This is a genomic window from uncultured Nitratireductor sp. (assembly GCF_913053745.1).
Lineage (GTDB): Bacteria > Pseudomonadota > Alphaproteobacteria > Rhizobiales > Rhizobiaceae > Nitratireductor.
In genome coordinates this window covers 1-23,401 of sequence record NZ_CAJXGF010000043.1, presented here as the reverse complement: position 1 = coordinate 23,401, position 23,401 = coordinate 1, and the positions used below count along the sequence as shown (strand labels likewise).

Genomic DNA, 23,401 nt, shown 5'->3' with positions numbered 1-23,401 from the left:
AATCACGAAACCTCAAGCACGATCTTGCCGATATGTGCGCCATCTTCCATGCGCTCATGCGCGCGCCAGGCTTCTTCCAGCGGGAAAACCATGTCCATGACGGGGGCAACGCGGCGAGCGGCGAGCAGCGGCCAGACATGCGCCTCGAGCTCGGTGGCGATCCGCGCCTTGAAAGCCACAGAACGTGGCCTCAACGTAGAACCCGTGTGCGTGAGGCGCTTGCGCATAACCTGGGAAAAATCGACCGTGGCCCGCGTGCCCTTGAGGAATGCTATCTGCACGATACGTCCATCCATCGCCGCAGCCGTGTAGTTGCGCTCGATATAATCGCCGCCGATCATGTCGAGGATCACGTCTGCGCCATGCCCGTCCGTCTCTTCCTTTACGGCAGCGACGAAATCCTCGTCGCGATAATTGACCGCGCGTACGGCACCCAGGGAAGCGCAGGCGGTGCACTTCTCCGCCGATCCGGCGGTGGCGATGACCTTCGATCCCAATGTGGAGGCGATCTGAATGGCTGCGGTGCCAATGCCGGAAGAGCCGCCATGGACGAGCAGCGTTTCGCCCTCTTTCAAAGCGCCACGCTGGAACACGTTGTGCCAGACGGTGAAGAAAGTCTCGGGAACAGCCGCCGCCTCGGCAAAGGTGAAATCGTGCGGCACCGGAAGGGCATTGGTCTCGTGCGTAAGGCAATATTCGGCATAACCGCCCCCAGGCGTGAGCGCCGTAACACGATCGCCCACCTGCCAGCGCCTGACACCCGCGCCCAGAGCGGCCACCTCGCCCGCCACTTCGAGACCCGGCAGATCCGAGGCGCCGGGCGGCGGCGGGTAAAGCCCCTTGCGCTGAAACACATCCGGCCGGTTAATGCCGGCGGCGCGCACCTTGATGAGGATTTCTCCCTCACCCGGTTTAGGCACGTCGCGTTGCTCCGGCTTCAAAACCGTCGGCTCGCCCGGCTCACCGATCGCAACCGCCGTCATCTTCTTTGGAAGCGCTGTCTGGTTCATCATGCCCCTGTTGATTTGAGAAACATCTGACAACACAATCGGCGAGCGATGCCGACGGATCAAGGGCAATCCTGACGGCTACGGGCTGCAAAGCTCGGCCTGCGCATCGTGTTGCGGAGCAAGGTGACGGGAACGAACGCGATGGGCATTTTCGACGACGAGGGAAAGAAGCCGGCTTCAGGCCATCAGATCGGGCAGGATCTCTCCCTGCTATCGGTGGAGGAACTTGGAAACAGGATTGCGCAGTTGAAGGAGGAAATCTTAAGGCTGGAACGGGAACTCGAAAGCAAGGGCGCAACCAAGAACGCCGCCGAGGCATTGTTTCGACGCGACTAAGACACTTCGAGCTGCGCAATCACGGCCTTGAACGACGGTTTTGCGATGTCGTCGGGAAGGTTATTCGCGCATACTGCCAATCGCGTGTCTCGAAGAGGCCTTGGCCTTGCTCACGCCATGTTTTGATGGCGAGGGCAAACCAGGGTCAGGCCCCTGGCCAAAGGCATTCGGCCAATTCGAACACACATCCCTTCGGAATGATCACATGCTGTCACCTCTCGGCTCCATCATCGCGCTCCTTCTCGGCACTGCCTTCCTCCTGACGGGATCGGGACTGCATGGCCTCCTGCTGCCACTGCGCGGACAGATGGAGGGATTTCCGACAGCTTCGCTGGGCGCTCTGGGCGCCGCGTGGGCGGCGGGCTTCGTGGCCGGCTGCTTCATCGCGCCGCGCATTGTGCGGCGGGCCGGCCATGTGCGCGCTTTCGGCGCGTTTGCCGCTTCGGGTGCAATCATCGCACTCCTGACCGGCATGTGGGTGGACCCGACCGGGTGGGTGGTTCTGCGCATTTTTACCGGCTTCACCATGGCAGGCGCGTTCATGGTGATCGAAAGCTGGTTGAACGAGAAATCCACCAACGAAAACCGTGGCACCGTTTTCGGCATTTACATGATGCTGACCTATGCGTCGCTGACCGCGGGTCAGATGACAGTGGCTTTCGGCAACGTTTCCAACACCATCCTGTTCATGACCACAGGCATTCTGTTCTGTATGGCGCTCATACCGACCGCTGTCTCAAAGGCTGTCAGCCCGCAGCCGCTCGCACAGGTCTCGCTCGATCTCAAGGGGCTTTACATCAATTCACCCGTCGCCTTCCTCGGCTGCGTGCTCATCGGCATGGCCAACGGGGCCTGGGGAACGCTGGGCGCAGTTTATGGGGGACTGATCGGCATTTCCACGCTGCAGATTGCAACGATGATGAGCATTGCCGTTCTGGCCGGCGCGGCGCTGCAGCTCCCCGCCGGCCGACTTTCCGACCGCATGGACCGCCGCTTCGTCATCGCGGGCGGGGCTTTCGGCTCGGGCCTTGTCGGCCTTCTCATTCTTCTGACGGCACCGCGCGACGGCACCTATGTGATTGCCATGACCGCGGTGTACGGCGCGTTTGCCTACACGCTTTACTCGATCATCGTCGCCCATGCGAATGACCACGCGGCACCGGAAGATTTCGTGAAAGTGGCAAGCGGACTGCTTTTTCTCTATGGCTTCGGAACCATGCTGGGGCCGCTGATCGGCGGCGTTCTTATGGAAAGCATGCAGCCGGAGAGCCTGTTCCTGATCACCGCGATGGCTCATTTCGGTCTTGGCGGCTACGCGTTGCTGCGCATCTCGCAGCGTGCCCCGGTTCCGGTGGAGGAACGCGAGGCCTTCAAAACGCTGCCGGCAGAACGCGCGGTAACACCGCAGGCCGCCGTTCTGGATCCGCGCAGCGACACCGAAGAGCATACGGCGGAAACCGTCGAATAAGTTTCATGAAAACCGGTTAAGAGGGGCCGATCGTTGCCGCTGCCAAAGGGGCTCGAACGATCAGGCCCCCGCACCCGGATGGACACCGAGGCGGAGGCCGGAGGCCCTGTTTGGACCGCATGCTCTTAATTTTATTCGGGCACGCGAGTAATTGCGTGTGTACCCGGCTGTCAATCTTGACTTGCAGCGAAATCCGTTCGGTCGGTTTCGCCTGGCAAAGTGCCCCTAGTGGCGGGTTACCGCCGACTTCAGCTTCTCCATCTCGTCCTTGATGGCCAGCTTGCGCCGCTTGAGTTGAGCAACATCGAGTTCGTCGACCGACGGATGGAGCTTCGCATCGTCGATCTCGCGCTCCAGTTCGCCATGTTTACGCTTCAACTCTGCAAGATGGGATTCAAGAGACATGATTGGGATCTCCTTTGCTTCCTCGAGAACTCACCGGCCCCGATACCCGCCCGCAGGAACCGGCGATCGGGACAGTGTGCCACCGCAAATGTGGCTTGTCGAACACAGTCTGGTAGCATTTCCTGAAAGAGTGAAATGTGGTATAAGCGCCGCCGCTGTCGGGCGTGTCCCGATGGCGTAGCCTGGCTGCGAACGCATCCCTGCGGATTCGCACCAGAGTTTCGGGCATTTGGGTCGGCTGGCTGTGGTGACATCTGAACAGGAACAAGCGGAGATTCGCCTCGAATTCGCCCGCCTCAAGCAGGACCATGCGGATTTCGATGCAGCCATCAACGCCATGGTCGCTACGGGTTGCGACCCGCTCCGCATCCAGCGGATGAAGAAGAAGAAGTTGGCGTTGAAGGACCGTCTCCAAGAACTCGAAGACGACATTATTCCGGATATCATCGCCTGATCGAGGTTGGATCTATCGGACCGCGAGCGCGCGCTTGCGGTGATCGTCGGTTTTGACTACAGCCTGATTTTTATTGCGAGGGGGTCTTATGGCCGAGCGGTCCGCCCAAGTGGCGATTATCATGGGGAGCCAATCCGACTGGGCGACAATGCGTCACGCCGCGGACACCCTGGATCAACTGGGCGTCGAGTATGAAGCGCGGATCGTTTCAGCGCACCGCACACCGGAGCGCCTCTACGATTTTGCCCGAAACGCTCGCGACGAGGGCTTCCAGACCATTATCGCCGGCGCCGGCGGTGCGGCCCATCTACCGGGCATGACCGCTGCGATGACGCCGTTGCCCGTGTTCGGCGTGCCGGTGGAATCCAAGGCGCTCTCCGGACAGGATTCGTTGCTCTCCATCGTGCAGATGCCGGCCGGCATTCCGGTGGGAACGCTTGCCATAGGCCGCGCCGGCGCCATCAACGCCGCTCTGTTGTCAGCGGCCGTTCTGGCCCTTCAGGACGAGAATCTTGCAGACCGGCTCGACGCCTGGCGCGCCGAGCAGACGGCGCAGGTCGCCGACTATCCGGGGGACTGACCATGAGCGACCCTTTGCCTCAAGGTGCCACAATCGGCATTCTCGGTGGCGGCCAGCTCGGCCGTATGCTGGCGATGGCGGCGGCGAAATTCGGCTACCGCACAATGGTGCTCGATCCGGCGGCGGACAGTCCCGCCGCGCAGGTCGCCAACGAGTTCGTTCACGCCGCCTATGACAACACACCCGCACTAAGAAAGCTCTCCGAACGGTGCGATGTCATAACCTACGAGTTCGAGAATGTGCCCGTGGCGACGGTTGCTTCGCTGTCGGAACAATTGCCCGTTTTTCCTCCGCCGGAAGCGCTGGAATCGGCACAGGATCGCCTGGCCGAAAAGATCTTTCTGAATTCGGCGGGGATATCCACAGCGCCCTTTATGTCTGTGGACAACGACGACGACCTCGCACGTGGACTCGCGCGCTTTTCCGGCGGCGTCCTGAAAACACGCCGCATGGGCTATGACGGCAAGGGACAGCGCGTTTTTCGCAGTGCCGACACCACCGCTCACGAGGGTGCATTCTCACAGATGGGCGGCGTTCCGCTCATACTGGAGGCTCTTGTTCCGTTTCGACGGGAGGTCTCCATCATCGCCGCACGCGCGGCCGATGGAAGCATCGCCGTCTACGATCCCGCCGAAAACGAGCATCGCGACGGCGTCCTCTATCGCTCCGCGGTGCCCGCGAACATCGAAACGAAGACCCGGACGGCAGTAGATCAGGCCGCCACCGATATTCTGACGTCACTGCATTATGTGGGTGTGCTGGGGGTCGAGTTCTTCGTGCTCGACAGTGGCAAGGTGTTGGTCAACGAGATCGCGCCACGGGTGCACAATTCGGGGCATTGGACCGAAGCAGCATGCACGGTCTCGCAGTTCGAGCAACACATCCGGGCCGTCGCCGGACTGCCGCTCGGCGACACGAACCGGCATTCGGACTGCGTCATGGAAAACCTGATCGGCGACGAGGTTCTGCGCGCACCCGATCTGCTCGCAGAGCCCGATTTGATGCTTCATCTTTACGGCAAGACCGACATCAGGCCTGGCCGCAAAATGGGGCACTTCACCCGTCTTACAGGCAATTGAGATCGCATTCATTCGGCGCAGTCGTATCTTTCTGCGGCAGCATAGCGCCGCTATCGGGCTTCCCGGCATTCACGCCACCAATGAGACGGCAATCGCGTTCGAACGCCATGCCCACGGCATAATACGCGTCCCGCCCCCTGCGCGCCGTCATACGAAAATGAGTTTTTCAAGAGCGTGAATCGCGTGATTCCTGCCTTGGCGGCCCGCCGAAAGGTTGACATGGACAAGCATCCTCGTCTATGAGCCCATCGACTTGTGGCGCGCCATGGATGCGCGCCTTCTCATTTCGGGCCGGAAGGCCAACCACGGACAAGAACGATGAAGATCAAGAACTCGCTCAAGGCGCTGAAGACCCGTCACCGGGAAAACCGCATGGTCCGTCGCAAGGGCCGCATCTACATCATCAACAAGTCCAACCCGCGCTTCAAGGCACGCCAGGGCTGATCCGCCTATTTTGGCGGTCTTCACGCGAAATTCAGTTTCCCTTTAATCGTGCTGTGCCTATCATTGCGGCATGGTACGATTCCTGTTCGCTCTTTTCGCCGCGGTTCTTACAGGCCTGATACCCGCGCATTCGGCTGAAGACGGCAAGCCTGTATCCGGCGCTGAGCAATCGGAACCGGCTGAACAGGAACGCCTCGATGCGCTCTTCCAGGACCTCAAGAAAGAAACCAACGAGCAGGCCGCCCGCCGTATCGCATTGCGGATCGGCAATGCCTGGAGCGATTCCGGCAGCGACACCGCCAATCTGCTAATCGGCTGGGCCAACGACGCGATCAAGGCGGAGAAATTTTCCGTCGCGCTCGATTTCCTCGATCAGATCACCATGCTTTTTCCCGATTACGCCGAAGGATGGAATCGCCGCGCCACGGTGCATTTCATGAGAAACGATTATGCTCGCTCCATGGCGGACATATCGCGGACGCTAGAGCTTGAACCGCGCCATTTCGGCGCTCTGGCCGGCATGGCACGCATTCTGCAAGCCACCGGGCGGAATGAGCAAGCGCTCGCCACCTATGAGCGTGTTCTGGACGTCTATCCCATGCTGCGCAGTGCACAGAGCGCCGTTGCCGAGATATCCGACGAACTGGACGGCCAGGGCATCTGAACCGCGCGTGCAAACGCTTACGGACACCGCCCCCGGCCAGCACGAAAACCAGCCCGGCAAGCAGGCGTCGCCTGCCGGAGCATTCGTTTGTCTGAAAGCCGGGCTTAGATACCGCCGAGACCGTCTGAACCGATATAGGCGATGCGCAGCATGTTGGTCGCGCCGGGGGTACCAAGCGGCACACCAGCGGTGACGATCACGCGGTTGCCCGGTTTCGCGAACCCTTCCTCATAGGCGATGCGGCAGGCGCGGTTGACCATGTCGTCCAGATCCGCCGCATCCTCTGTCACCACGCAATGCGTGCCCCAGACCAGCGACAGACGGCGCGCCGTCTGCAAAACCGGAGACAATGCGATGATCGGCACCTGCGGACGCTCGCGCGCGGCGCGCAGTCCCGTGGTGCCCGACGAGGTATAGGTAATGATGGCCGAGAGATTGAGCGTCTCGGCAATCTGTCGCGCCGCCATGGAAATCGCATCGGCGCCGGTGGGTTCGGGCTCGGTGCGCTGACCGTAGATGATGGTCGGATAGGTGGGATCCTGCTCGACCTTGATCGCGATGGAATTCATCGTGGAAACGGCCTCGACGGGATACTCCCCGGCGGCCGATTCCGCCGACAGCATCACCGCATCGGCGCCCTCGAAGACAGCGGTGGCGACATCGGAGACCTCAGCGCGGGTCGGCACCGGCGCCGAAATCATCGACTCGAGCATCTGCGTGGCAACGACCACCGGCTTGCCGGCCCGGCGACAGGCACGGGTGATCTGCTTTTGAATGCCCGGAACGGCCTCGAGCGGCATTTCCACACCGAGATCGCCGCGCGCAACCATGAGCGCGTCGGATAGCTCAATGATTTCTGCAAGACGCTTCACCGCCTGCGGTTTCTCTATCTTGGCCAGAAGCGAGGCCCGTCCCCGCGCAACCTTACGCACTTCGGCCAGATCTTCCGGTCTCTGGATAAAGGAGAGCGCGATCCAGTCGACGTCGGAAGAGAGTACCGCATCGAGGTCCTTGCGATCCTTGTCGGTGAGCGCGCCCATCGGCAAATCGGTGTCTGGCAGGCTGACGCCTTTGCGATCGGAAATCTTGTTTCCCGCGACGACCTCGCAGGCGATCGCCTTGCCAGTGTTCTTGAGCGCCTTGAGTTGCAGCCGACCATCGTCGATCAGCAGGCGATGCCCCTCCTCCACCGACTTGAGAATTTCGGGATGCGGCAAATGAACCCGCTTGTCATTGCCAGGCTCGGGATTGTCGTCGAGCGTAAAGGTCTGGCCAACGGAAAGCTCGACGCTCTTGTCGGCAAAGGTGCCAACACGCAGCTTCGGACCCTGCAGGTCGGCAAGGATACCAATGGGATGGCCAACCTTCTTTTCGACCGCGCGGATGCGCTCTACCAGCGTGCGCATCAACTCATGGCTGGCAGGGCTCATATTGATGCGGAATACGTCGGCGCCGGCCTCGAACAGACGCCGGATGCTTTCTTCCTCCGACGAAGCGGGACCGAGCGTGGCGAGTATTTTGACCTTCCGATTGCGCCTCATTGGGAAGCGCCCGAATTCGTCAGGGTGTTGTTGTCGCTGTTGTCGCTGTTCTCAGCCGGTCCGTCGGTCAAATCCACCATCCAGTTTTCCTGTTCGCGCGTATCGTATTCCTGGAAACCGGCACGCTGAAAGCCCCGCGCGAAACAATCATTGGTGTCGGCGATCTTAAACTCGGTCAGTGCGACGCACATCTGCACCGGACCCTCCCAGCGGCCACCGCTGGCTGCGTCCTCGGCGTAGAGGTAGTAGTAACGCGACTCCAAAGACCCCTCGATCAGCGTCTTGCAACTCGATTTCTCGATTCGCCACCAACCTTCGCTTACCCAGCCGGAGCCGGTGCGATATCCGATGGCGACGCCAACGAGATTTTGTGTGGAGTTGCAAACTCTGAAATCGGCGAGCGCGGGAGTGGGCGCAAGGATCGCGCCTCCCAATCCGGCTGCGGCAACAAGCAGAAAAGCCCCCCGGCGTTTCGCACGTGACGCCCGTCGAAGCATTTTTGACAACCTTGAATTCGACCTGAGCATATTTTCCTTTTCGGCAATGTCCGAGCGCCTGTCAACGCGGCATCGTCGGCCGCAATGTCTTTTCCCTCGCAGCCTTGCAGAACGGGGCACATCGTGAAAGGACGAAGTTACGCTGCGATCAGCGCGCATTTATGACTCCGCCACTTGTCCCCAGGACCCGTTTCATGAACGCCTTCGCATTCACATCCCCGTCGGAGCTGATTCCCGGCGATCCGGCAAACGGGCTCGTACTGATCGCCGATCATGCCCGGCGCGCATTGCCCGAACCTTACGGGGCACTGGGACTGCCGGCTGCAGAACTCGAACGCCATATCGCTTATGATATCGGTGTGGAAGATGTAACACGCGCACTTGCCGAACGGTTGGGGGCCACAGCAGTGCTGTGCGGCTTTTCTCGACTGCTGATCGATCCAAACCGGGGCATCAGCGATCCAACGCTGATCCGACAACTTTACGACGGGACGATCATACCGGGAAACTACCCACTCTCCCCCGAGGAGCGGCAAAGCCGGATCGAGCGCTTTTATCTGCCGTATCACAAGGCGGTCGCGGAAACGGTGGCGACGGTCGAGAATGCTCATGGACGTGCACCGCTGATCGTTTCCATGCATTCTTTCACGCCTTTTCTGCTGGGCCGCAAGCGCCCTTGGGAGGTCGGCATTCCGTGGGACAACGACCCGCGCGCGGTGACACCGCTGATCGAGGCGCTTCAGGCAGGTGGCGACCTGACCGTGGGAGACAACGAACCCTATGACGGAGCCTATCCGGGCGACACGATGCACCGTCACGCCACAACACGGGGCTTCGCCCACGCATTGATCGAAATACGCCAGGACCTGATCGCCGATCGGGCGGGTGCGGCGGTGTGGGCGGCGCGGCTCGCGCCCATTCTTGAAGCCATCAATGCGCGATCCGATATGCACGAGGTAAAACATTTCGGGTCGCGAACGGACCAATCGTGAAGGAGAATGTCATGACGGCGCTAAGCGAGGAAAAGAAACGCGATCTGGAAGCCGCCGCGTTTCGCCGCCTGATCGAGCATCTACGCACCCGCACAGACGTGCAGAACATCGACATGATGAACCTGGCCGGCTTCTGCCGCAATTGCCTGTCCAACTGGTATCGGGACGCGGCCGAGGCCGAGGGGATCGCACTTTCCAAGGAAGAATCACGCGAGATCATCTACGGGATGCCCTATGACGAATGGCGTGCGAAGCATCAAACCGAAGCGACAGCGGAACAGAAGGCCGCGTTCGAGGAGAAGCGCCCGAAAGAACGCTGACGGGACGGCATACTGGCAGCAGCCGCCTCGGGCGAAGCAGCAAATGCCTTGACCATTGGGCTACTCTGGGGCATCGAACCTGCCACGCTTCAACGCCCCGACTCGCGGGCTTTCAGACCAATCGACCGGAGTTTTGCATGGCCGACGACATCACGACCGAGACCGCCGACACAGTGGCTGCAGGCCAGCTTCGCGCCTTTATAGAGCGCGTCGAACGCCTCGAGGAAGACAAGAAGACCATTTCGGAAGACATCAAGGAAGTTTACGCCGAGATGAAGGCCAACGGCTTCGACACCAAAGCGGTGCGCAGCATCGTGCGCCTGCGCAAGAAGGACCAGGCCGAACGTCAGGAAGAAGAGGCGATGATCGACCTCTACAAGGCCGCGCTCGGCATGGAGTGAAACGGCGTTGAAGGGGGCGCCGCCTTCACAGCCGCTCCCTTCAAGGGCTCGCGACACGCGAACCCCTCATCCATCGCGTCGGCATATGCGCTCTCAGGCGCTCGGTCCTCCATCTCATTCCGCACGAGCATACCGCGCCGGCGACACACCCATGCGCCGCGAAAAGGCAGAGCTGAAAGCGCTCGTCGAGCCATATCCCACCTTCATCGCTACCTTTGCGATGCTGTGCTGTCGCGATCTCAGCATGTGCCTGGCCAGCGTCATCCTCCAGCTTTGCAGATATTCCATCGGGGCCATTCCCACCACCTCGCTGAACCGTGTGAAGAAAGCCGAGCGGGAAAGCCCAGCCGAGCGCGCGAGTTCGGCAACGTTCCATGCCCGATGCGGCTCCGCATGTATGGCGCGCAAGGGTTGCGCCAGCCGCTCGTCCGCCAGCCCCCGCATCAGACCCGGCATCCCGCTCGTGTCCGTCGCCGAACGCAGAGCTTCGATGAGCAGCACCTGCAGTAGATGCTCCAGGACCACATCGCGGGCGGGACGTTCCGCACGCGCCTCATCCCGAACCAAACGCGCCAAGTCGCCGAGACGTGGCGCGCCGCGCGCCACGGCCACAACGGGAAGCAGCGACACCAGAAGTTCCGCATCCGGAGCGCCGAAGCTGCAATATCCGACGAGCGCCTGAACCGTTATCGGGGCGCCCTCAGGGCCGACCCGCACCTGCCCATCCGACATGATGCCGGGTCTGCTTTCCAGCCCCGGCGGTGGCACCGGATCGACGCTCGACATGGAGAAACTCTGCGCCGCCGGCACCAGAACGAAATCGCCCTGACACAAGTCTACCGGCGGTTCTCCTTCCACCGCGAGACGCGCCTGTCCGGCAAAGATCAGGCAGTAATAGGCCTTTCCGACTTCCTCTCGTCGTATGCGCCAGGCACCGGCGGCTTCCACCACCTTGGAGAAGGGCGCGCGCGGGCGCAGAAGAGAAATCGCTTGGGAAAGAGGGTCGGACATTCAGATTTTCGGACTTTCGATAAACAAATGCGGACTTACGATTATAGAAAATACGGATCGCGCGGTCGATATCTAAGGTTTCCAACAAAGGAGACATATCGATGAAAACTGTGATGATAACCGGATGCTCCTCGGGGTTCGGGCTGGAGACAGCCCGTTACTTCATCGACAAGGGCTGGTCGGTCATCGCCACGATGCGAAAGCCGGTCGAGGGCGTATTGCCCCCGTCCGATCGTTTGCGCATTCTGCCGCTCGACGTGACCCAACGCGATTCGATCAACCATGCCGTCGCAACAGCCGGCCCAATCGATGCGCTCGTCAACAATGCAGGCATAGGCTGGATGGGCCCCCTGGAAGGCACGCCCGAGGACACGATCCGCGAGATATTCGAAACCAACACTTTCGGCACGATGGAGATGACCCGCGCCGTGCTTCCACAGCTCCGTGAACGCGGAGGAGGCGCGATTGTGAACATTTCCTCCAGCACGACACTGAAAGCGTTGCCACTCCTGCCGGTTTATACGGCCAGCAAGGCAGCGGTGAACGCGTTTACCGAATGCCTTGCGCTGGAACTCGAACCATTCGGCATTCGTGCGCGACTGGTTCTGCCGGGGCGGGCACCCAGCACGCAGTTCGGAACCAACGCACGTGGCAAAATGGACGAGGCCGGCGGCATTCCCGAAGCCTATGAGTCCATTGCAAAAGAGGCCTTTTCCGCCCTCGCAGGGACGGCCGATGCGCAGATAACGGAGCCGAAGGATGTCGTCACCGCGATCTGGCGAGCCGTGACCGAACCCGATTGCCCATTGCGGCAACCCGCAGGTGCAGACGCGCTGGCTCTCGCCGCATGATCATGGTAGCCGAAGCAATGCCCCGCACCGAATGATGCGGAACAAAAAAGGGCGGCTTCAAGCCGCCCTTCGCATTTCGGCTTCTTCTGCCACTATTCAATATCGAAGGAGACGCCCTGCGCCAGCGGCAGCTCCGTCGAGTAGTTCACCGTGTTGGTGGCGCGACGCATATAGGCTTTCCATGCATCGGAGCCGGACTCGCGGCCACCGCCGGTTTCCTTCTCTCCGCCGAACGCGCCGCCAATCTCCGCACCGGAGGTGCCGATATTGACGTTGGCGATGCCGCAGTCGGAGCCGCGAACGCTGAGGAACTCTTCGGCTTCACGCATATCGGTCGTGAACACGCAGGACGAAAGGCCCGCGCCCACGGCGTTGTGCAGCTCGAGCGCCTCATCGAAATCGCTGTACTTCATCACATAGAGGATCGGCGCAAAGGTTTCCTCCAGAACGACACCGGCCTGCTCCGGCATCTCCACCAGGGCGGGGTGCGCGTAATAAGCATCCGCATCGCCGCTGTCGAAGCGGTCCCCGCCAACGACCTCGCCGCCAAGTTTCTTCGCTTCTTCAAGCGCTTTCTGCATGTTGTCGAAGGCGGCCTTGTCGACAAGCGGACCGACCAGCGCATCCGTCGCGAGCGGGCTGCCGACGGAGACCGATTCGTAAGCCTTACGCAGACGCGGCAGCAGCGCGTCATAAACGGACTCGTGCACGAACAGACGGCGCAGCGTGGTGCAGCGCTGGCCGGCGGTGCCCATGGCACCGAAGGCGATGGCGCGCAGCGCCATGTCGAGATCGGCGGAAGGACAGACAATGCCGGCATTGTTGCCGCCGAGCTCCAGAACCGCGCGGGCGAAACGCTTCGCCAGGCGCGGGCCGACCTCGCGGCCCATACGTGTGGAACCGGTGGCGGATACCAGCGGCACTTTCGGGTGATCGACCAGCACTTCGCCAACGGCGCGATCGCCGATCAACACGGTAAGCAGGTCCGACGGTGCATCGTCGCCGAAGCGTGCGACGGCGCGCTTGAAGATCGCCTCGCAAGCGAGCGCTGTAAGCGGCGTCTTCTCGGAGGGTTTCCACACCACGCTGTCGCCGCACGCCAGCGCCAACGCCGCATTCCAAGACCAGACGGCAACGGGAAAGTTGAAGGCGGATATGACACCGACCACACCGAGCGAATGCCAGGTTTCCATCATGCGATGGCCGGGGCGCTCGGTAGCGATGGTGAGGCCATAGAGCTGGCGGGACAGTCCGACAGCGAAGTCGCAGATGTCGATCATCTCTTGAACCTCGCCGAGGCCCTCTGAGCGGATCTTGCCGACCTCGATGGAGACAAGGCGACCAAGATCGTCCTTCGAGGCACGGAGCTCCTCACCCAGCAGGCGCACAAGCTCGCCGCGACGCGGACCGGGCACGTTGCGCCAGGCCTTAAAGGCGGCATGCGCGCGCTCGATGGCAGCGCCGGTATCGGCGGCGGAAATGGAGGTGACCGCGGCAATCTCTTCGCCTGTAACGGGCGTGCGCACAGACAGATCGCCGCCGGTGAAAGCCTTGTCGTCGACGCCGAGGCGCTTCAAAAGCTCGCTTGTTTCATTCTTGACGTTCATGGGTGCTTCGCTCCCTCGATAATCCTGTTGCGAAACGCAGGCAAATGCCGCGCGGCCAGATCGGCCCTTGGCGGGACTGTAGGAAGACCGACAACGGAATGGAAATGGAAAATCGGACTGCATTCATGATGGACGGTCATGTATCCCCGGCCAATCGGTGCTGGAAAAGCACAATCGCCCGGACTGTTAAACCTGAGCGGTGATCCAGGAGACAAAAGCATTTGCCGAGGGATTGTCCACACCGAGCGGCTGCACCAGGAAATAGCTGTTTTGTGTCTTGAGCGCCTTGTCACCGATCTGAACGAGCACACCGGAACGCAATTCCTCCTCGATCAGATAGGCCGGTACGAGGCCGGCTCCGAGGCCTGCGGTCGCACCGGCAATGACCATGGTGAACTGATCGAATTGCTTGCCTGGAAGCGCCGGCACATCGCCGACGCCGGCCTCGCGCATCCAATCCGCCCAGGCGCCGGGGCGGCTTTGAAGGTGGAGCAATGGGGCGTCGAGCAGATTCACGGGCCCGGCAACATCATGGTTTTCGAGGAAGGAGGGCGATGCGACGGCGATCATCGCCTCGTCGCACAGCTTGGTAAGGCGGGCGTCCGGCCAGTTGTCGCGACCGAAATGAATGGCCACGTCGAACCGCTCATGGGCAAGATCGAACGGGTTTATGCGCGCCATCAGATTGATCCCGATGCCCGGGTGCGTTCTTTCGAAATCTGGCAGACGCGGGATCAACCACCGACTGGCAAAGGTCGGCAGGCTGGCGACATTCAACGTCGCGCCGGACATGCCGGCGGCGATGGCGCGATGCAGGGTCTGCGTGATGCGATGCAGATCGTCCTCGAGCGCATCGGCCAAGTTCTTGCCCGCAGGCGTCAGCACGACACGTCGGCCCACACGCCGGAACAAGCTGAAACCGAGCGCCGATTCCATATCGCGAATATGGCGGCTGACGGCGCTTTGCGTAAGGTTCAGTTCCTCAGCGGCGAGCGTAAAGCTTTGATGCCGGGCGGCAGATGCGAAGCTGCGCAAAACGGAGAAGGAAGGCAGAAAGCGCCGTGCGAACCTGTCCACCATCGTCGAAAGCATACCTCCCCTTTGCGCCTCCGGCCCAACGGCTGCGGAGCACGCGCCGTTTAACGCACATTTCCATGTCGCTGCGAACGATCAGGCGCGCGTTCGCATCTTATAGCCGCGCGGTAACCGAAATCACATAGACGAAACCATTTCAACAATGGTCGATTGTCATGCCAAAGCCAGAATGCTGCGGGCGCTTTCCTCATCGGTGATGAAGACGGTCGGTTCAACCAGCTTCATCGCACCGATCAGAGCATCGATCTTGTCGTCGCCGCCGGAGGTCAGAATGCGCATGGGCGCGCGGCGCAAGCGGTCGACATCGACGGACATGACGCGGTCGTTGATCGGATGATCCACGAGCTGACCGTCGAGGTCGTAGAAGTGGTAGAGAATATCGCCCACAGCACCCTTGTCCTCCAACGCCGCGCGGATGGCCTCGGTGAGATAACCCCCACGGTAGAAGGTGGTGGCGGAGGCAAGACCGCCAACCGACACGATGACCGCATCGAGCGTGTCGGCAAGGGCCAGAATCTCATGCAAGCCGCAACGCTCGATCAGCGCGGTTTTCGTCTCGACACTGTCGACAACGGCGGGTGCGGGAATGAGGTAGCCGTCACCCTGGAAGGCACGCGCAAACCGCCAGGCGAACTCGGCCGGGTTAAAGCGGCGAGCCACGCCGACGCCACCCAGAAGAGAGATTACCTTAAAATCGGACAGCGGCCGAGCGCGGATGAACGGCAGGGAGCCAAACAGTGTACGCCCCCAGCCGACGCCGACCGACATGCCCGCTGCCATAACATCGGATACGAAGCTGCCAGTGGCCGCGCTGATGGCGGGGATCGGGTCAGCGTTGGGATCGGACAGGGGCGCGACCACGGCGCGCTCCAGGCCGAAACGCTGTTCCAACGCCCGCTCGATACGGGTGATTTCCGCGAGATCGCCTTCGATGGTGATCTTCACCTCGTTGCGGGCCCGCGCATCGGCCAGCATCCGCACCACGCTGACGCGGCCAATGCCGAGAATCTCGGCGATTTCGTTCTGTGTTTTCTGCTCGACGAAATACATCCATGCGGCGCGCACACGCAGCCGGTCGGTCTTGCTGGTGACGCCTCCCCTGGCGGGCGTCATGATAATTTCTCCAGAACTGGTCGTACCGGCGGGCTGTTTGTGTACCTTCGCCTTGCTCATATGGTGTTCCTGCATATTTACACGGGGCGGATACAAGCATCTTGCTTGATTTCCGGGAAGACCAAAACAATGATGTCGCCATTCGGTCAATGCCAGAAAACGCAAAACCGATTACTCAAGGGCAGCATCTTATGCTTCGCAACGCCTCGGAAGACATGGCAGTTCATCTTAAAGACCGTTTGCGGGACATGCGCGATTTTTTGCGTGCGCACCGGTATGAGCGGCGGGCAACGGCCTCCACGGACAAGCACTTCGGCGATATCGAGAAGCTGCTTGGACGCGCGGTAAGCGTGGTCGACGACACGCTGACACTGGCCGAAAGCGCTTCGCGCACAGTGCTTCCCGACAGGCGCAACCACGAACTGGTCCTACGGCCATTGACCGGATACTTCACCGATTTCACGGAAGGCGAACGAGCCTTTCGCCGACACATGTATCGTGCGGCAAAAGCGCTGGCGGACACGCTGCAGGAAAGGGATCCGCCGCATATTCGCGAAACCGCGTTCGCCGGAGCCTATGAAACGCTGCGCCAACGTCAGGGTCATATCGTTCTGGCGCTGAAGAAGGCTTCCGGGCATGAAACGCTGCGTCCGCTCGTGGCCGGCTTGCTCGCACATTTGCTCCAGGAAATCTGCCGCAACGCATTGAGCGATCCCGCCACGCCGCCCACCGCGCAAAACGCGGTGACCTGCATAAGCGTGTTCGCGCCCGGGCTGCTCGCATCCGCCCTGGCGCTGTTCGACGACAGTCTCCCGGCACCGGATCTACTCGACATAGCGACGCTGGCCATCGCTGCGCGCGAGGAGAGAATGGCGCGCAGCCTCAAGGCCGACCAGCCGATAACCGACCTGACGGCAATCTTCGAAAGCTTGCTAACGCACCTGCCATAAGCGTTTAGCGTTTCGATCAGGCCGCTGCATCCAAGAGCTCCGAAAGTTGCTTCTTGGTGGCCTGAATGGCGGCCGGGCTCATGCTGAGCTCCGTGAGTCCCATGCGAACGAATTCGGGGATCAGGTCGCTGCGTGCGGCGGCTTCACCGCACATACCGATCTCGATGCCCGCCGCCAAAGCCGCGTTCGCCGCCTGCCCCACAGCCGCCATCACCGCCGGATGGGCGGCGTCGTTCAGGTTCGCCACGGATGGGTTGAGGCGGTCCGCAGCCATCACATATTGCGTCAGATCGTTGGTGCCGATGGAGAAAAACGCAACTTCCTCGGCAAGCGCCGCGGCACCGAACACGGCCGCCGGCGTCTCGATCATGACGCCGAGCGGAAACTCGCCATGGGCCACGCCCTCCACCTTCAGCTCGGCGGCGCATTCGCCGATCAGGACGCGGGTGCGACGCACCTCCTCGACATCCGACACCATCGGCAGCATCACGCGCAGATTGCCGTGAACCGCGGCGCGCAGGAGCGCGCGAAGCTGAACCTTGAAGATGTCCGGCCGGTCGAGGCACATGCGGATACCGCGCCAGCCGAGAAACGGGTTTTCCTCTTCCGGAAATTCGACGCCGGAGATCGGCTTGTCGCCGCCGATATCGAGCGTGCGCACGATGACCGGATGATCGGGGAAAGCACGGGCGAGTTCGGCATACGTTTCGGCCTGCATGTCTTCGGACGGAAGATGCATGTGACGCATGAAAAGCAGCTCGGTGCGGAACAGGCCGACGCCCATCGCGCCCGCCTCCTGCGCGGCCTCGACTTCTTCGAGCGACCCGAGATTGGCTGCCACCTGGATGACAGTTCCATCGGCGCGGCGCGGCACCACGTCCTTGTAAGCCTTGAGCGCTTCCTTCTCGCGAGTGGCGGCGCCGATCATCTCTTCGAATCGCGCACGGGTGGCCTCGTCCGGGTCTATGACAACCTGGCCGGTCTGGCCGTCGATCGCTGCCTCCCTGGCATCGCGCAGCGCATTGACGGCCTCACCGAGGCCGAGAACGGCTGGGATGCCGTGGGTGCGGGCTATGATGGCCACGTGCGAGGTGGCGCCGCCATGCCCGCAGACGACACCGCCCAGACGTTTGAGAGGCGCGCGGGCCAGATCCCATGCGCCAATATCCTCGGCGACAAGAATCGCCCCGTCGGGAATGTCGTCGAGGCGCGCGTCCTCCTGACCAAGAAGCGTCAGGCAGATCTGACGAGCAATCGATTCCATATCCTCTGCGCGCGCCGCCATGTAGGCATCGTCAAGCTTGCGGAAATCGTCCGCCAGATTCGAGGACGACGCAATAACGGCGGACACCGCGTCGAGCCCGCCGTCGATTGCGGCAAGCGTTTCGTCGCGCAGCGCATCGTCCGAAGCGATATCGCGCAGCGCCGCGACGATGCCCCGGTCGCTTTCCTGCATGCCGTCGGAAGCCAGAGACCGGTCGAGCTTCTCCTGAAGGCGGACAATGGCCTCCTCGAAACGCTTCTTCTCCGGCCCAATCTCATCGGCGGACAACGTCTTGTTGTGCGGCTCGATCTGCTGCGGGAAGTGAGCGAAGACCGGACCGAGACCGAGGCCGACACTGGCTGCAACACCGTGCAGACCACCGTCGACGGCGGCCGGTTCAGCCGGCGCGGCGGCTTTAGGCACAGCCGCCTCTGTCGCCGGTTGCGGAGCGCTCTCGCCAACGCCTTCCTCGACACCGGACATCGGGTTCTCGAGATAGGCGATCAATGCGTCGACGGCTTCTATGGCATCGGCGCCATTGGCGCGAATGGAGACTTCGTCGTTCTCCTTCACGCCAAGCAGCATCAACTTCACTGAACTCTTGGCACTGACGGCCTTCTCGCCCTTGACGATTTCCACATCGCTCTCGAACCCTTTGGCGAGGCGCACGAAGCGGGTGGCGGGTCGGGCGTGCAGGCCGTCCTGCACTCTGACGATGGTCGAGCGTTCCATACCGGTCTCGTGTCTTTTCTTCGATTCGTTGCGGCGTTAAGCGCCGATTGTGATCACAGCGTCCGTCTTCAATGCAGCCACGAGAGCGGCCGGCTCGACAACGGAGGCGCAAATCTCGCCTGGACGCTCCACGGTAGCAGCGCCGTTGAAGTTTACCACCACATGGCCGATCTCGCGCACCTTGTTCCAGGCAGCTTCGCCCATGGCGGTGATCTCTGCCGCTACGCCATCGCCCACCGAAACGCGCGTGCCGCGCACCGGGGCATCGGCAGACGGGCCGTCCTGAACCGCATGAAGAACCGACACTTCGGCAAGTTCCTCCGGCGCACCGTCGGCAAACAGGATGAGGACGCCACCTTCCGCCAAATCCGCCACTTCGGGACCGACCGCAGTTATGCGCGTTTTGAGAAACACCGACATTCACACGACTCCATGCAAGCAATTGTTCCAGGACCGGCAACCGCCAAAGGACGGTCGCCGGTCCCAGGCGTTAAAGCACCACCAGGCTAACGGCCCAGGCTATGGCCACGGAAACCGGGCCCATGACCTGACGGCTGATCAGCACCGCAGGAACGCCGATTTCGATCGTCTTGGGTTTTGCCTCGCCAAGTGCAAGGCCCACGGGAACGAAGTCACAGCCCACCTGCGTGTTGTAAGCGAACAGCGCCGGCAACGCCATGGCTGGCGAGATCGTACCGTTGGCGATCTGCGGACCGATAATCGCCACGCCGATCACCTGGGCGATAACCGCCCCCGGTCCCAGAATCGGAGACAGGAACGGCAGCCCGCAAATGGCTGAGATTATGAGCAGGCCGATGATGTTGTTGGCCAGCGGCCCCATGGGCTGAGCGAGAACATCGCCGATGCCCGTATAGAGGATCAGGCCGATCAACATGGTCACAAAGGCCATGAAGGGCAATACGTTGCGGACCACCTGGTCGATGGTGCGGCGGCCGGCATTGAAGAAGATGCCGACAACGCGACCCATGACACGGCCGACGCTGCTGATGAGACCGACAAGGCCACCGTCGTTCGCCGGCTCTGTCACCGGCGCCGACGCGGCAGCCTCCTCAGCTGGCTCGGCGGCTCCGGCAACCGTTGCCGCGTCGCTGCCGTCGGCCATCTTGATGGTCTCCGGCGTGACGCCCGAAACATAGATGTCCTCGGTGATGAACTGGGCAAGCGGGCCGGCCTGGCCGACCGGGGTCAGGTTGACGGTGGGAATGCGCTTGCGCGGATAGACGCCGCAACGCGCCGTACCACCGCAATCGACGACCACGACCGCCATCTCGCTTTCAATGGGCGGGCTCTTGAAGCCGTCGACGGCTTCGGCGCCCGTCATCTCGGCAATGCGCTGCGCAACGGGATGAATCCCGCCACCAGTGACCGAAACCACCTTGTTGCGCTGCATTGTCGGCTCGATCACGAGCGGACCACCCCAACCCGACGACCCTTTCGAGATTTTTACTGCTTTGTATGTTTTCGCCATGTCCTGCCCCTCCCCTAGAGCTCAACGCCCTGGCGGCGCGCCATGATGGCCGTGATCTTCTCGGTCAAAATGCCCTTGAGCAGGATGACGAGGAGACCGACCAGCGCGTACCAGATGGCAATTGTGATGTGATACCCTCCGGGCACCACACCCTGGTTCTCAAGCTCAAGCAAAGCCACGAGGATACCGCCCCAGACGAAATACTCACCCGGATTGATGTGCGGAAACAGGCCGAGCGGCGGATGCACGTAGGACACCGCAGCGTCATAGAAAGCAGGCTTGTGCTTTTCCTCGAGGAACGAGCCGAACGTGTAGGCCATCGGGTTGGTGAGGAAGAAGACGGCGAGGACCGGAAGAACCGTATAGCGCGTGAGCGCGATACGGCCTGCGCTTTGGGCGAGACCGTGAACGCGCTTCTCGCCCACCAGTTCGGTGACGGCGTAGAAGGCAGTCATAAGCACGACGAGTGTCGGAATGATGCCGGTGACGAAGCCCGCGAAAACCTCGCCGCCCTTCTGGAAAATACCGATAAAGTATTTGCCGGCGGCTGTAAGCCAGCCGAGTTGCTCTTCCTGCGAAACGGAATCCAGCCTCTCCCGAAACTCCTCGACCGAAAGGTCGCTGCCCGCCTGGGCGAGCACGACGAGATCGTTGGCCGCCGCCTTGGCAGCAAGCTTGCCGGTGAGCGCGGCATCACCCGCCACCGTACCGGCCATATGCAGCCCCTGCATGGCCGTATCGGCATGCTGGGCCATTAGTGAAATGACAGACATAGTCCTCCCTCTCTCTTCTGCTCATACCGGTGATTGAGATCCGGCGAGCGTGCAGTCCCGTATGTCATGCGTTTGCCGCCTTCAGGGACTCCCGAAGCGGCGGCTCATCTCCCGTTCGCGTGCGGTCAATCTGCGCCACTGCCTGTGTGATCGCCGCGGTCAGTCCCGGTTGATCGTCGCCAAACAGAGCCGGCTCGGCCCGAAGCCGATCGAGCGGCATGCCCTCGAACTCCTCGTGTCGCTTGAATTTCGCGAAAACCGACCGCCCGCTCATGGTCAGGATACGACGGACGGATAGATCCGGCGCTATCACGACAATGGCGATCGCACCCCGCTTCAGAAAGCGTCCGTGAAACGCGCCGGTTCCGACAAAACCATCAGCGTATTTCTGAGTTATGCCTTTGAAGACATCGGAATAATGCCGCATCTGCAGCCATACGCCGTAGGACTGCAGCGCCCATACGACCGCTAGGAGCAAAAGCCCCCATTGCCATATTGCCATCAGGCCGTTCCTCCCGAAACGCTCATCCCAAGCGTACGCACTGCATACGATATACTCCTGAAACTAAGAACATTTGTTTTTTGAAATGTCAAATTGTATATTCCTCCAAATCCGTGAAGCGCGGCTTATTTGATTGGAACCGGAATGCCACATGCTATGGTTCCGGCGAAGGAGTTCACCGTTGGACCTGAATTTCAAGAACGAACTCGCGGTCATGCCCGATCTGCGCCACCGGTTGCGTCAGTTGCGCTGGTTTCGGGCAACGTTTCGCGGCAATGCGAAGGCGGTGACGCAGCATTACGGCATTGGGTTCGAGATCAATGAGGAGAAGCTCACGCGTGTGTTCCTCGATTGGGTGGAAATGGTCGATGCGCAGAAGACCTACGCCCAACTCGACCGCGGCGACTTCATCATCTATGCCGCCGGGCTGGCACTGAAGGAAATGATCCGTCACGCTCCGGTTGTCGTGACACCGGACAGCGCGGTTTCCAGCGATACCGACAATGCCGAGATCGTCAGGTTCTGGCCGGAAGGCTTCCTCTACACGAACTATTGCGTCTGCGCGATCGCTGCCATTTTCGAACAGGAGTTCGGCGATGCACCCCGGCTCGACCGCTGCGCGGACGATCTGCGCATCTGGTGGTCCTATCGCGAGAACACGCGAGAAATGCCCGCTTCGGCCGTTGCTTTTCTAGATCGCTTTTTCGGGGCGGAGCCAAACTGGGTCGCTCCCGATCTCGTGGAAGGGCGGCTCGCCATGCGCACCGCCATCGAGGCTGGGCGCAAAAACATCGAGGCGCCGTCGATCTTTCCCGATCTTGCAACTTGAATGCAGCGCTTTCCGGCATCTTCCTTTCATATCAGCACCACAATTTCGGAGTTTCCATGAGCGATCCCCTGATCATATTCGATTGCGACGGCGTCCTCGTCGACAGCGAACCGCTGGCCGCGATCGCCTATGAGCGTGCGTACAACAAGCACGGCCTGGCCCTCACCCGCGACATCGTCGGCCAATGCATCGGCATGAAACAGGCCGATATCATCGTGCGCATCGAGGAACTCACCGGACATGCCTTTCCGGCCCACGCCGAAGACGATATCTGGCTGGAAACGAAGGCATTGCTGGAGGAAGAGTTGCAGCCGACACAGGGCATTCTTCCCTTCCTAAGCAACCTTCAGACCGCACGCTGCGTCGCCTCGTCGTCCTCCATGGAGCGGATCGCGCTCAGCCTTCGAGTGGCCGGCATTGCGGAATTTTTCGCAGACAATGTCTTCAGCACATCCATGGTGAAAAACGGCAAACCGGCTCCGGACATCTTCCTGTTCGCGTCGGACAAGCTGGGCAGCGAACCCGCTTCGTCCGTGGTGATCGAGGACTCGCCATTCGGCGTACAAGGCGCTGTTGCCGCCGGAATGACAGCCATCGGCTTCACCGGCGGCGGGCACACATTCAACGGCCATGCGGAAAAACTCCTATCCGCCGGCGCTCATGCCACCTGCGCAAACTGGAACGAAGTCCAGACCGAGCTCACCCGGCGCGGCTTTATCCGCGAAACAGTGGCGGACATCTAAAGAAAAGGCGCTGCCCGTGATGATCCAGGCAGCGCCGAGTTACGCGGTCAAAGTTGCGAGGGTTGTCCCCCGATTGCCCGCCCCAAAAGCGGATCGCCGTTTCACTGAAACAGCGATCCGCCGCCCTCTGCGCCTCCGGTCACGAGCCCCTCGGAAACCGGAGGCGCATATCAAACCAACATGGTCATCGGGTTTTCGATGACCTGTTTGAAGGCTGCGAGGAGTTCGGCGCCAAGCGCGCCGTCCACCGC

27 protein-coding genes are annotated in these 23,401 nt (G+C 61.3%); 14 read left to right on the top strand and 13 right to left on the bottom strand.

The window, feature by feature from the left end; genetic code table 11:
* Positions 1–2: 2 nt before the first annotated feature.
* Complete coding sequence (locus QZ638_RS09350; protein WP_295809281.1) at positions 3–983, bottom strand: NAD(P)H-quinone oxidoreductase; 981 nt, start codon at positions 981–983, stop codon at positions 3–5.
* 168 nt (positions 984–1,151) lie between these two features.
* On the opposite strand from QZ638_RS09350, the gene QZ638_RS09345 reads away from it, so the two are divergent.
* A complete protein-coding gene (locus QZ638_RS09345; RefSeq protein WP_295809267.1) occupies positions 1,152–1,346 on the top strand; it encodes a DUF1192 domain-containing protein in 195 nt (64 codons plus the stop codon).
* A gap of 205 nt (positions 1,347–1,551) precedes the next feature.
* On the top strand, positions 1,552–2,814 hold the full coding sequence (locus tag QZ638_RS09340; protein WP_295809264.1) for an MFS transporter: 1,263 nt from the start codon (positions 1,552–1,554) through the stop codon (positions 2,812–2,814).
* 225 nt (positions 2,815–3,039) lie between these two features.
* Here QZ638_RS09340 and QZ638_RS09335 read toward each other — a convergent pair whose 3' ends face one another.
* The gene (locus QZ638_RS09335) at positions 3,040–3,219 is read right to left on the bottom strand and encodes a DUF465 domain-containing protein (protein ID WP_007008288.1); all 180 of its coding nucleotides are present in this window, start codon (positions 3,217–3,219) and stop codon (positions 3,040–3,042) included.
* A gap of 244 nt (positions 3,220–3,463) precedes the next feature.
* Between QZ638_RS09335 and QZ638_RS09330 the strand changes: the two genes are divergently transcribed.
* The 5 genes from QZ638_RS09330 to QZ638_RS09310 all read left to right on the top strand — a co-directional run bounded on the left by QZ638_RS09330 (position 3,464) and on the right by QZ638_RS09310 (position 6,440).
* A complete protein-coding gene (locus QZ638_RS09330; protein WP_295809261.1) occupies positions 3,464–3,673 on the top strand; it encodes a YdcH family protein in 210 nt (69 codons plus the stop codon).
* 88 nt (positions 3,674–3,761) lie between these two features.
* Complete coding sequence (purE, locus tag QZ638_RS09325) at positions 3,762–4,253, top strand: 5-(carboxyamino)imidazole ribonucleotide mutase (protein ID WP_295809259.1); 492 nt, start codon at positions 3,762–3,764, stop codon at positions 4,251–4,253.
* Positions 4,254–4,255: 2 nt separating this feature from the next.
* Positions 4,256–5,332 carry a 5-(carboxyamino)imidazole ribonucleotide synthase gene (locus tag QZ638_RS09320; protein ID WP_295809258.1) on the top strand — a complete coding sequence of 359 codons (1,077 nt, stop codon included), beginning with the start codon at positions 4,256–4,258 and terminating at the stop codon, positions 5,330–5,332.
* Positions 5,333–5,650: 318 nt separating this feature from the next.
* Positions 5,651–5,776, top strand: a complete 126-nt coding sequence (gene ykgO / locus QZ638_RS09315) for a type B 50S ribosomal protein L36 (protein WP_007008283.1) — start codon at positions 5,651–5,653, stop codon at positions 5,774–5,776.
* A 70-nt stretch (positions 5,777–5,846) separates the two neighbouring features.
* Positions 5,847–6,440, top strand: a complete 594-nt coding sequence (locus QZ638_RS09310; RefSeq protein WP_295809255.1) for a tetratricopeptide repeat protein — start codon at positions 5,847–5,849, stop codon at positions 6,438–6,440.
* Between the two features lie 104 nt (positions 6,441–6,544).
* Here QZ638_RS09310 and pyk read toward each other — a convergent pair whose 3' ends face one another.
* Both pyk and QZ638_RS09300 read right to left on the bottom strand, forming a co-directional pair.
* Positions 6,545–7,981, bottom strand: coding sequence for a pyruvate kinase (gene pyk / locus QZ638_RS09305; protein WP_295809252.1), 1,437 nt, complete (start codon positions 7,979–7,981; stop codon positions 6,545–6,547).
* Positions 7,978–8,478: a DUF1036 domain-containing protein gene (locus tag QZ638_RS09300; protein ID WP_295809250.1), complete on the bottom strand. Its 501-nt coding sequence runs from the start codon at positions 8,476–8,478 to the stop codon at positions 7,978–7,980. Before QZ638_RS09300 ends, pyk begins: the two co-directional genes overlap by 4 nt.
* 194 nt (positions 8,479–8,672) lie before the next feature.
* Here QZ638_RS09300 and QZ638_RS09295 point away from each other — a divergent pair, with 194 nt between their 5' ends.
* The 3 genes from QZ638_RS09295 to QZ638_RS09285 all read left to right on the top strand — a co-directional run bounded on the left by QZ638_RS09295 (position 8,673) and on the right by QZ638_RS09285 (position 10,191).
* Complete coding sequence (locus tag QZ638_RS09295) at positions 8,673–9,470, top strand: N-formylglutamate amidohydrolase (protein WP_295809247.1); 798 nt, start codon at positions 8,673–8,675, stop codon at positions 9,468–9,470.
* An 11-nt stretch (positions 9,471–9,481) separates the two neighbouring features.
* Complete coding sequence (locus QZ638_RS09290) at positions 9,482–9,790, top strand: DUF1244 domain-containing protein (RefSeq protein ID WP_295809244.1); 309 nt, start codon at positions 9,482–9,484, stop codon at positions 9,788–9,790.
* A gap of 137 nt (positions 9,791–9,927) precedes the next feature.
* Positions 9,928–10,191 carry a DUF2312 domain-containing protein gene (locus QZ638_RS09285; RefSeq protein ID WP_007008278.1) on the top strand — a complete coding sequence of 88 codons (264 nt, stop codon included), beginning with the start codon at positions 9,928–9,930 and terminating at the stop codon, positions 10,189–10,191.
* 114 nt (positions 10,192–10,305) lie between these two features.
* On the opposite strand, the gene QZ638_RS09280 is transcribed toward QZ638_RS09285, so the two are convergent.
* Positions 10,306–11,202, bottom strand: a complete 897-nt coding sequence (locus QZ638_RS09280; RefSeq protein WP_295809242.1) for an AraC family transcriptional regulator — start codon at positions 11,200–11,202, stop codon at positions 10,306–10,308.
* Positions 11,203–11,303: 101 nt separating this feature from the next.
* Here QZ638_RS09280 and QZ638_RS09275 point away from each other — a divergent pair, with 101 nt between their 5' ends.
* Entirely contained in the window at positions 11,304–12,053 is a 750-nt protein-coding gene (locus QZ638_RS09275) for an SDR family oxidoreductase (protein WP_295809240.1), read from the top strand.
* A 92-nt stretch (positions 12,054–12,145) separates the two neighbouring features.
* Here the strand turns inward: QZ638_RS09275 and QZ638_RS09270 are convergent, their stop codons facing one another.
* From QZ638_RS09270 to QZ638_RS09260, 3 genes are all read right to left on the bottom strand, one after another.
* Positions 12,146–13,660 carry an aldehyde dehydrogenase family protein gene (locus tag QZ638_RS09270; RefSeq protein WP_295809237.1) on the bottom strand — a complete coding sequence of 505 codons (1,515 nt, stop codon included), beginning with the start codon at positions 13,658–13,660 and terminating at the stop codon, positions 12,146–12,148.
* A 186-nt stretch (positions 13,661–13,846) separates the two neighbouring features.
* Positions 13,847–14,740 (bottom strand): LysR substrate-binding domain-containing protein, encoded by an 894-nt coding sequence (locus QZ638_RS09265; protein WP_295809233.1) that lies wholly within the window; start codon positions 14,738–14,740, stop codon positions 13,847–13,849.
* 168 nt (positions 14,741–14,908) lie between these two features.
* Complete coding sequence (locus QZ638_RS09260; protein ID WP_295809231.1) at positions 14,909–15,868, bottom strand: sugar-binding transcriptional regulator; 960 nt, start codon at positions 15,866–15,868, stop codon at positions 14,909–14,911.
* A gap of 215 nt (positions 15,869–16,083) precedes the next feature.
* Between QZ638_RS09260 and QZ638_RS09255 the strand changes: the two genes are divergently transcribed.
* Entirely contained in the window at positions 16,084–16,818 is a 735-nt protein-coding gene (locus tag QZ638_RS09255) for a hypothetical protein (RefSeq protein ID WP_295809228.1), read from the top strand.
* 16 nt (positions 16,819–16,834) lie between these two features.
* On the opposite strand, the gene ptsP is transcribed toward QZ638_RS09255, so the two are convergent.
* From ptsP to QZ638_RS09230, 5 genes are all read right to left on the bottom strand, one after another.
* Positions 16,835–18,814, bottom strand: coding sequence for a phosphoenolpyruvate--protein phosphotransferase (gene ptsP, locus QZ638_RS09250; RefSeq protein ID WP_295809226.1), 1,980 nt, complete (start codon positions 18,812–18,814; stop codon positions 16,835–16,837).
* 36 nt (positions 18,815–18,850) lie between these two features.
* Positions 18,851–19,234, bottom strand: coding sequence for a PTS glucitol/sorbitol transporter subunit IIA (locus tag QZ638_RS09245; RefSeq protein WP_295809223.1), 384 nt, complete (start codon positions 19,232–19,234; stop codon positions 18,851–18,853).
* 70 nt (positions 19,235–19,304) lie between these two features.
* Positions 19,305–20,303 carry a PTS glucitol/sorbitol transporter subunit IIB gene (locus tag QZ638_RS09240; protein WP_295809220.1) on the bottom strand — a complete coding sequence of 333 codons (999 nt, stop codon included), beginning with the start codon at positions 20,301–20,303 and terminating at the stop codon, positions 19,305–19,307.
* Positions 20,304–20,317: 14 nt separating this feature from the next.
* On the bottom strand, positions 20,318–21,076 hold the full coding sequence (locus tag QZ638_RS09235; RefSeq protein ID WP_295809218.1) for a PTS glucitol/sorbitol transporter subunit IIC: 759 nt from the start codon (positions 21,074–21,076) through the stop codon (positions 20,318–20,320).
* A 64-nt stretch (positions 21,077–21,140) separates the two neighbouring features.
* A complete protein-coding gene (locus QZ638_RS09230) occupies positions 21,141–21,578 on the bottom strand; it encodes a transcriptional regulator GutM (protein WP_295809216.1) in 438 nt (145 codons plus the stop codon).
* A gap of 181 nt (positions 21,579–21,759) precedes the next feature.
* On the opposite strand from QZ638_RS09230, the gene QZ638_RS09225 reads away from it, so the two are divergent.
* Positions 21,760–22,407, top strand: a complete 648-nt coding sequence (locus QZ638_RS09225; RefSeq protein WP_295809214.1) for a hypothetical protein — start codon at positions 21,760–21,762, stop codon at positions 22,405–22,407.
* A gap of 56 nt (positions 22,408–22,463) precedes the next feature.
* Positions 22,464–23,150, top strand: coding sequence for an HAD family phosphatase (locus tag QZ638_RS09220; RefSeq protein ID WP_295809211.1), 687 nt, complete (start codon positions 22,464–22,466; stop codon positions 23,148–23,150).
* Positions 23,151–23,401: the final 251 nt, after the last annotated feature.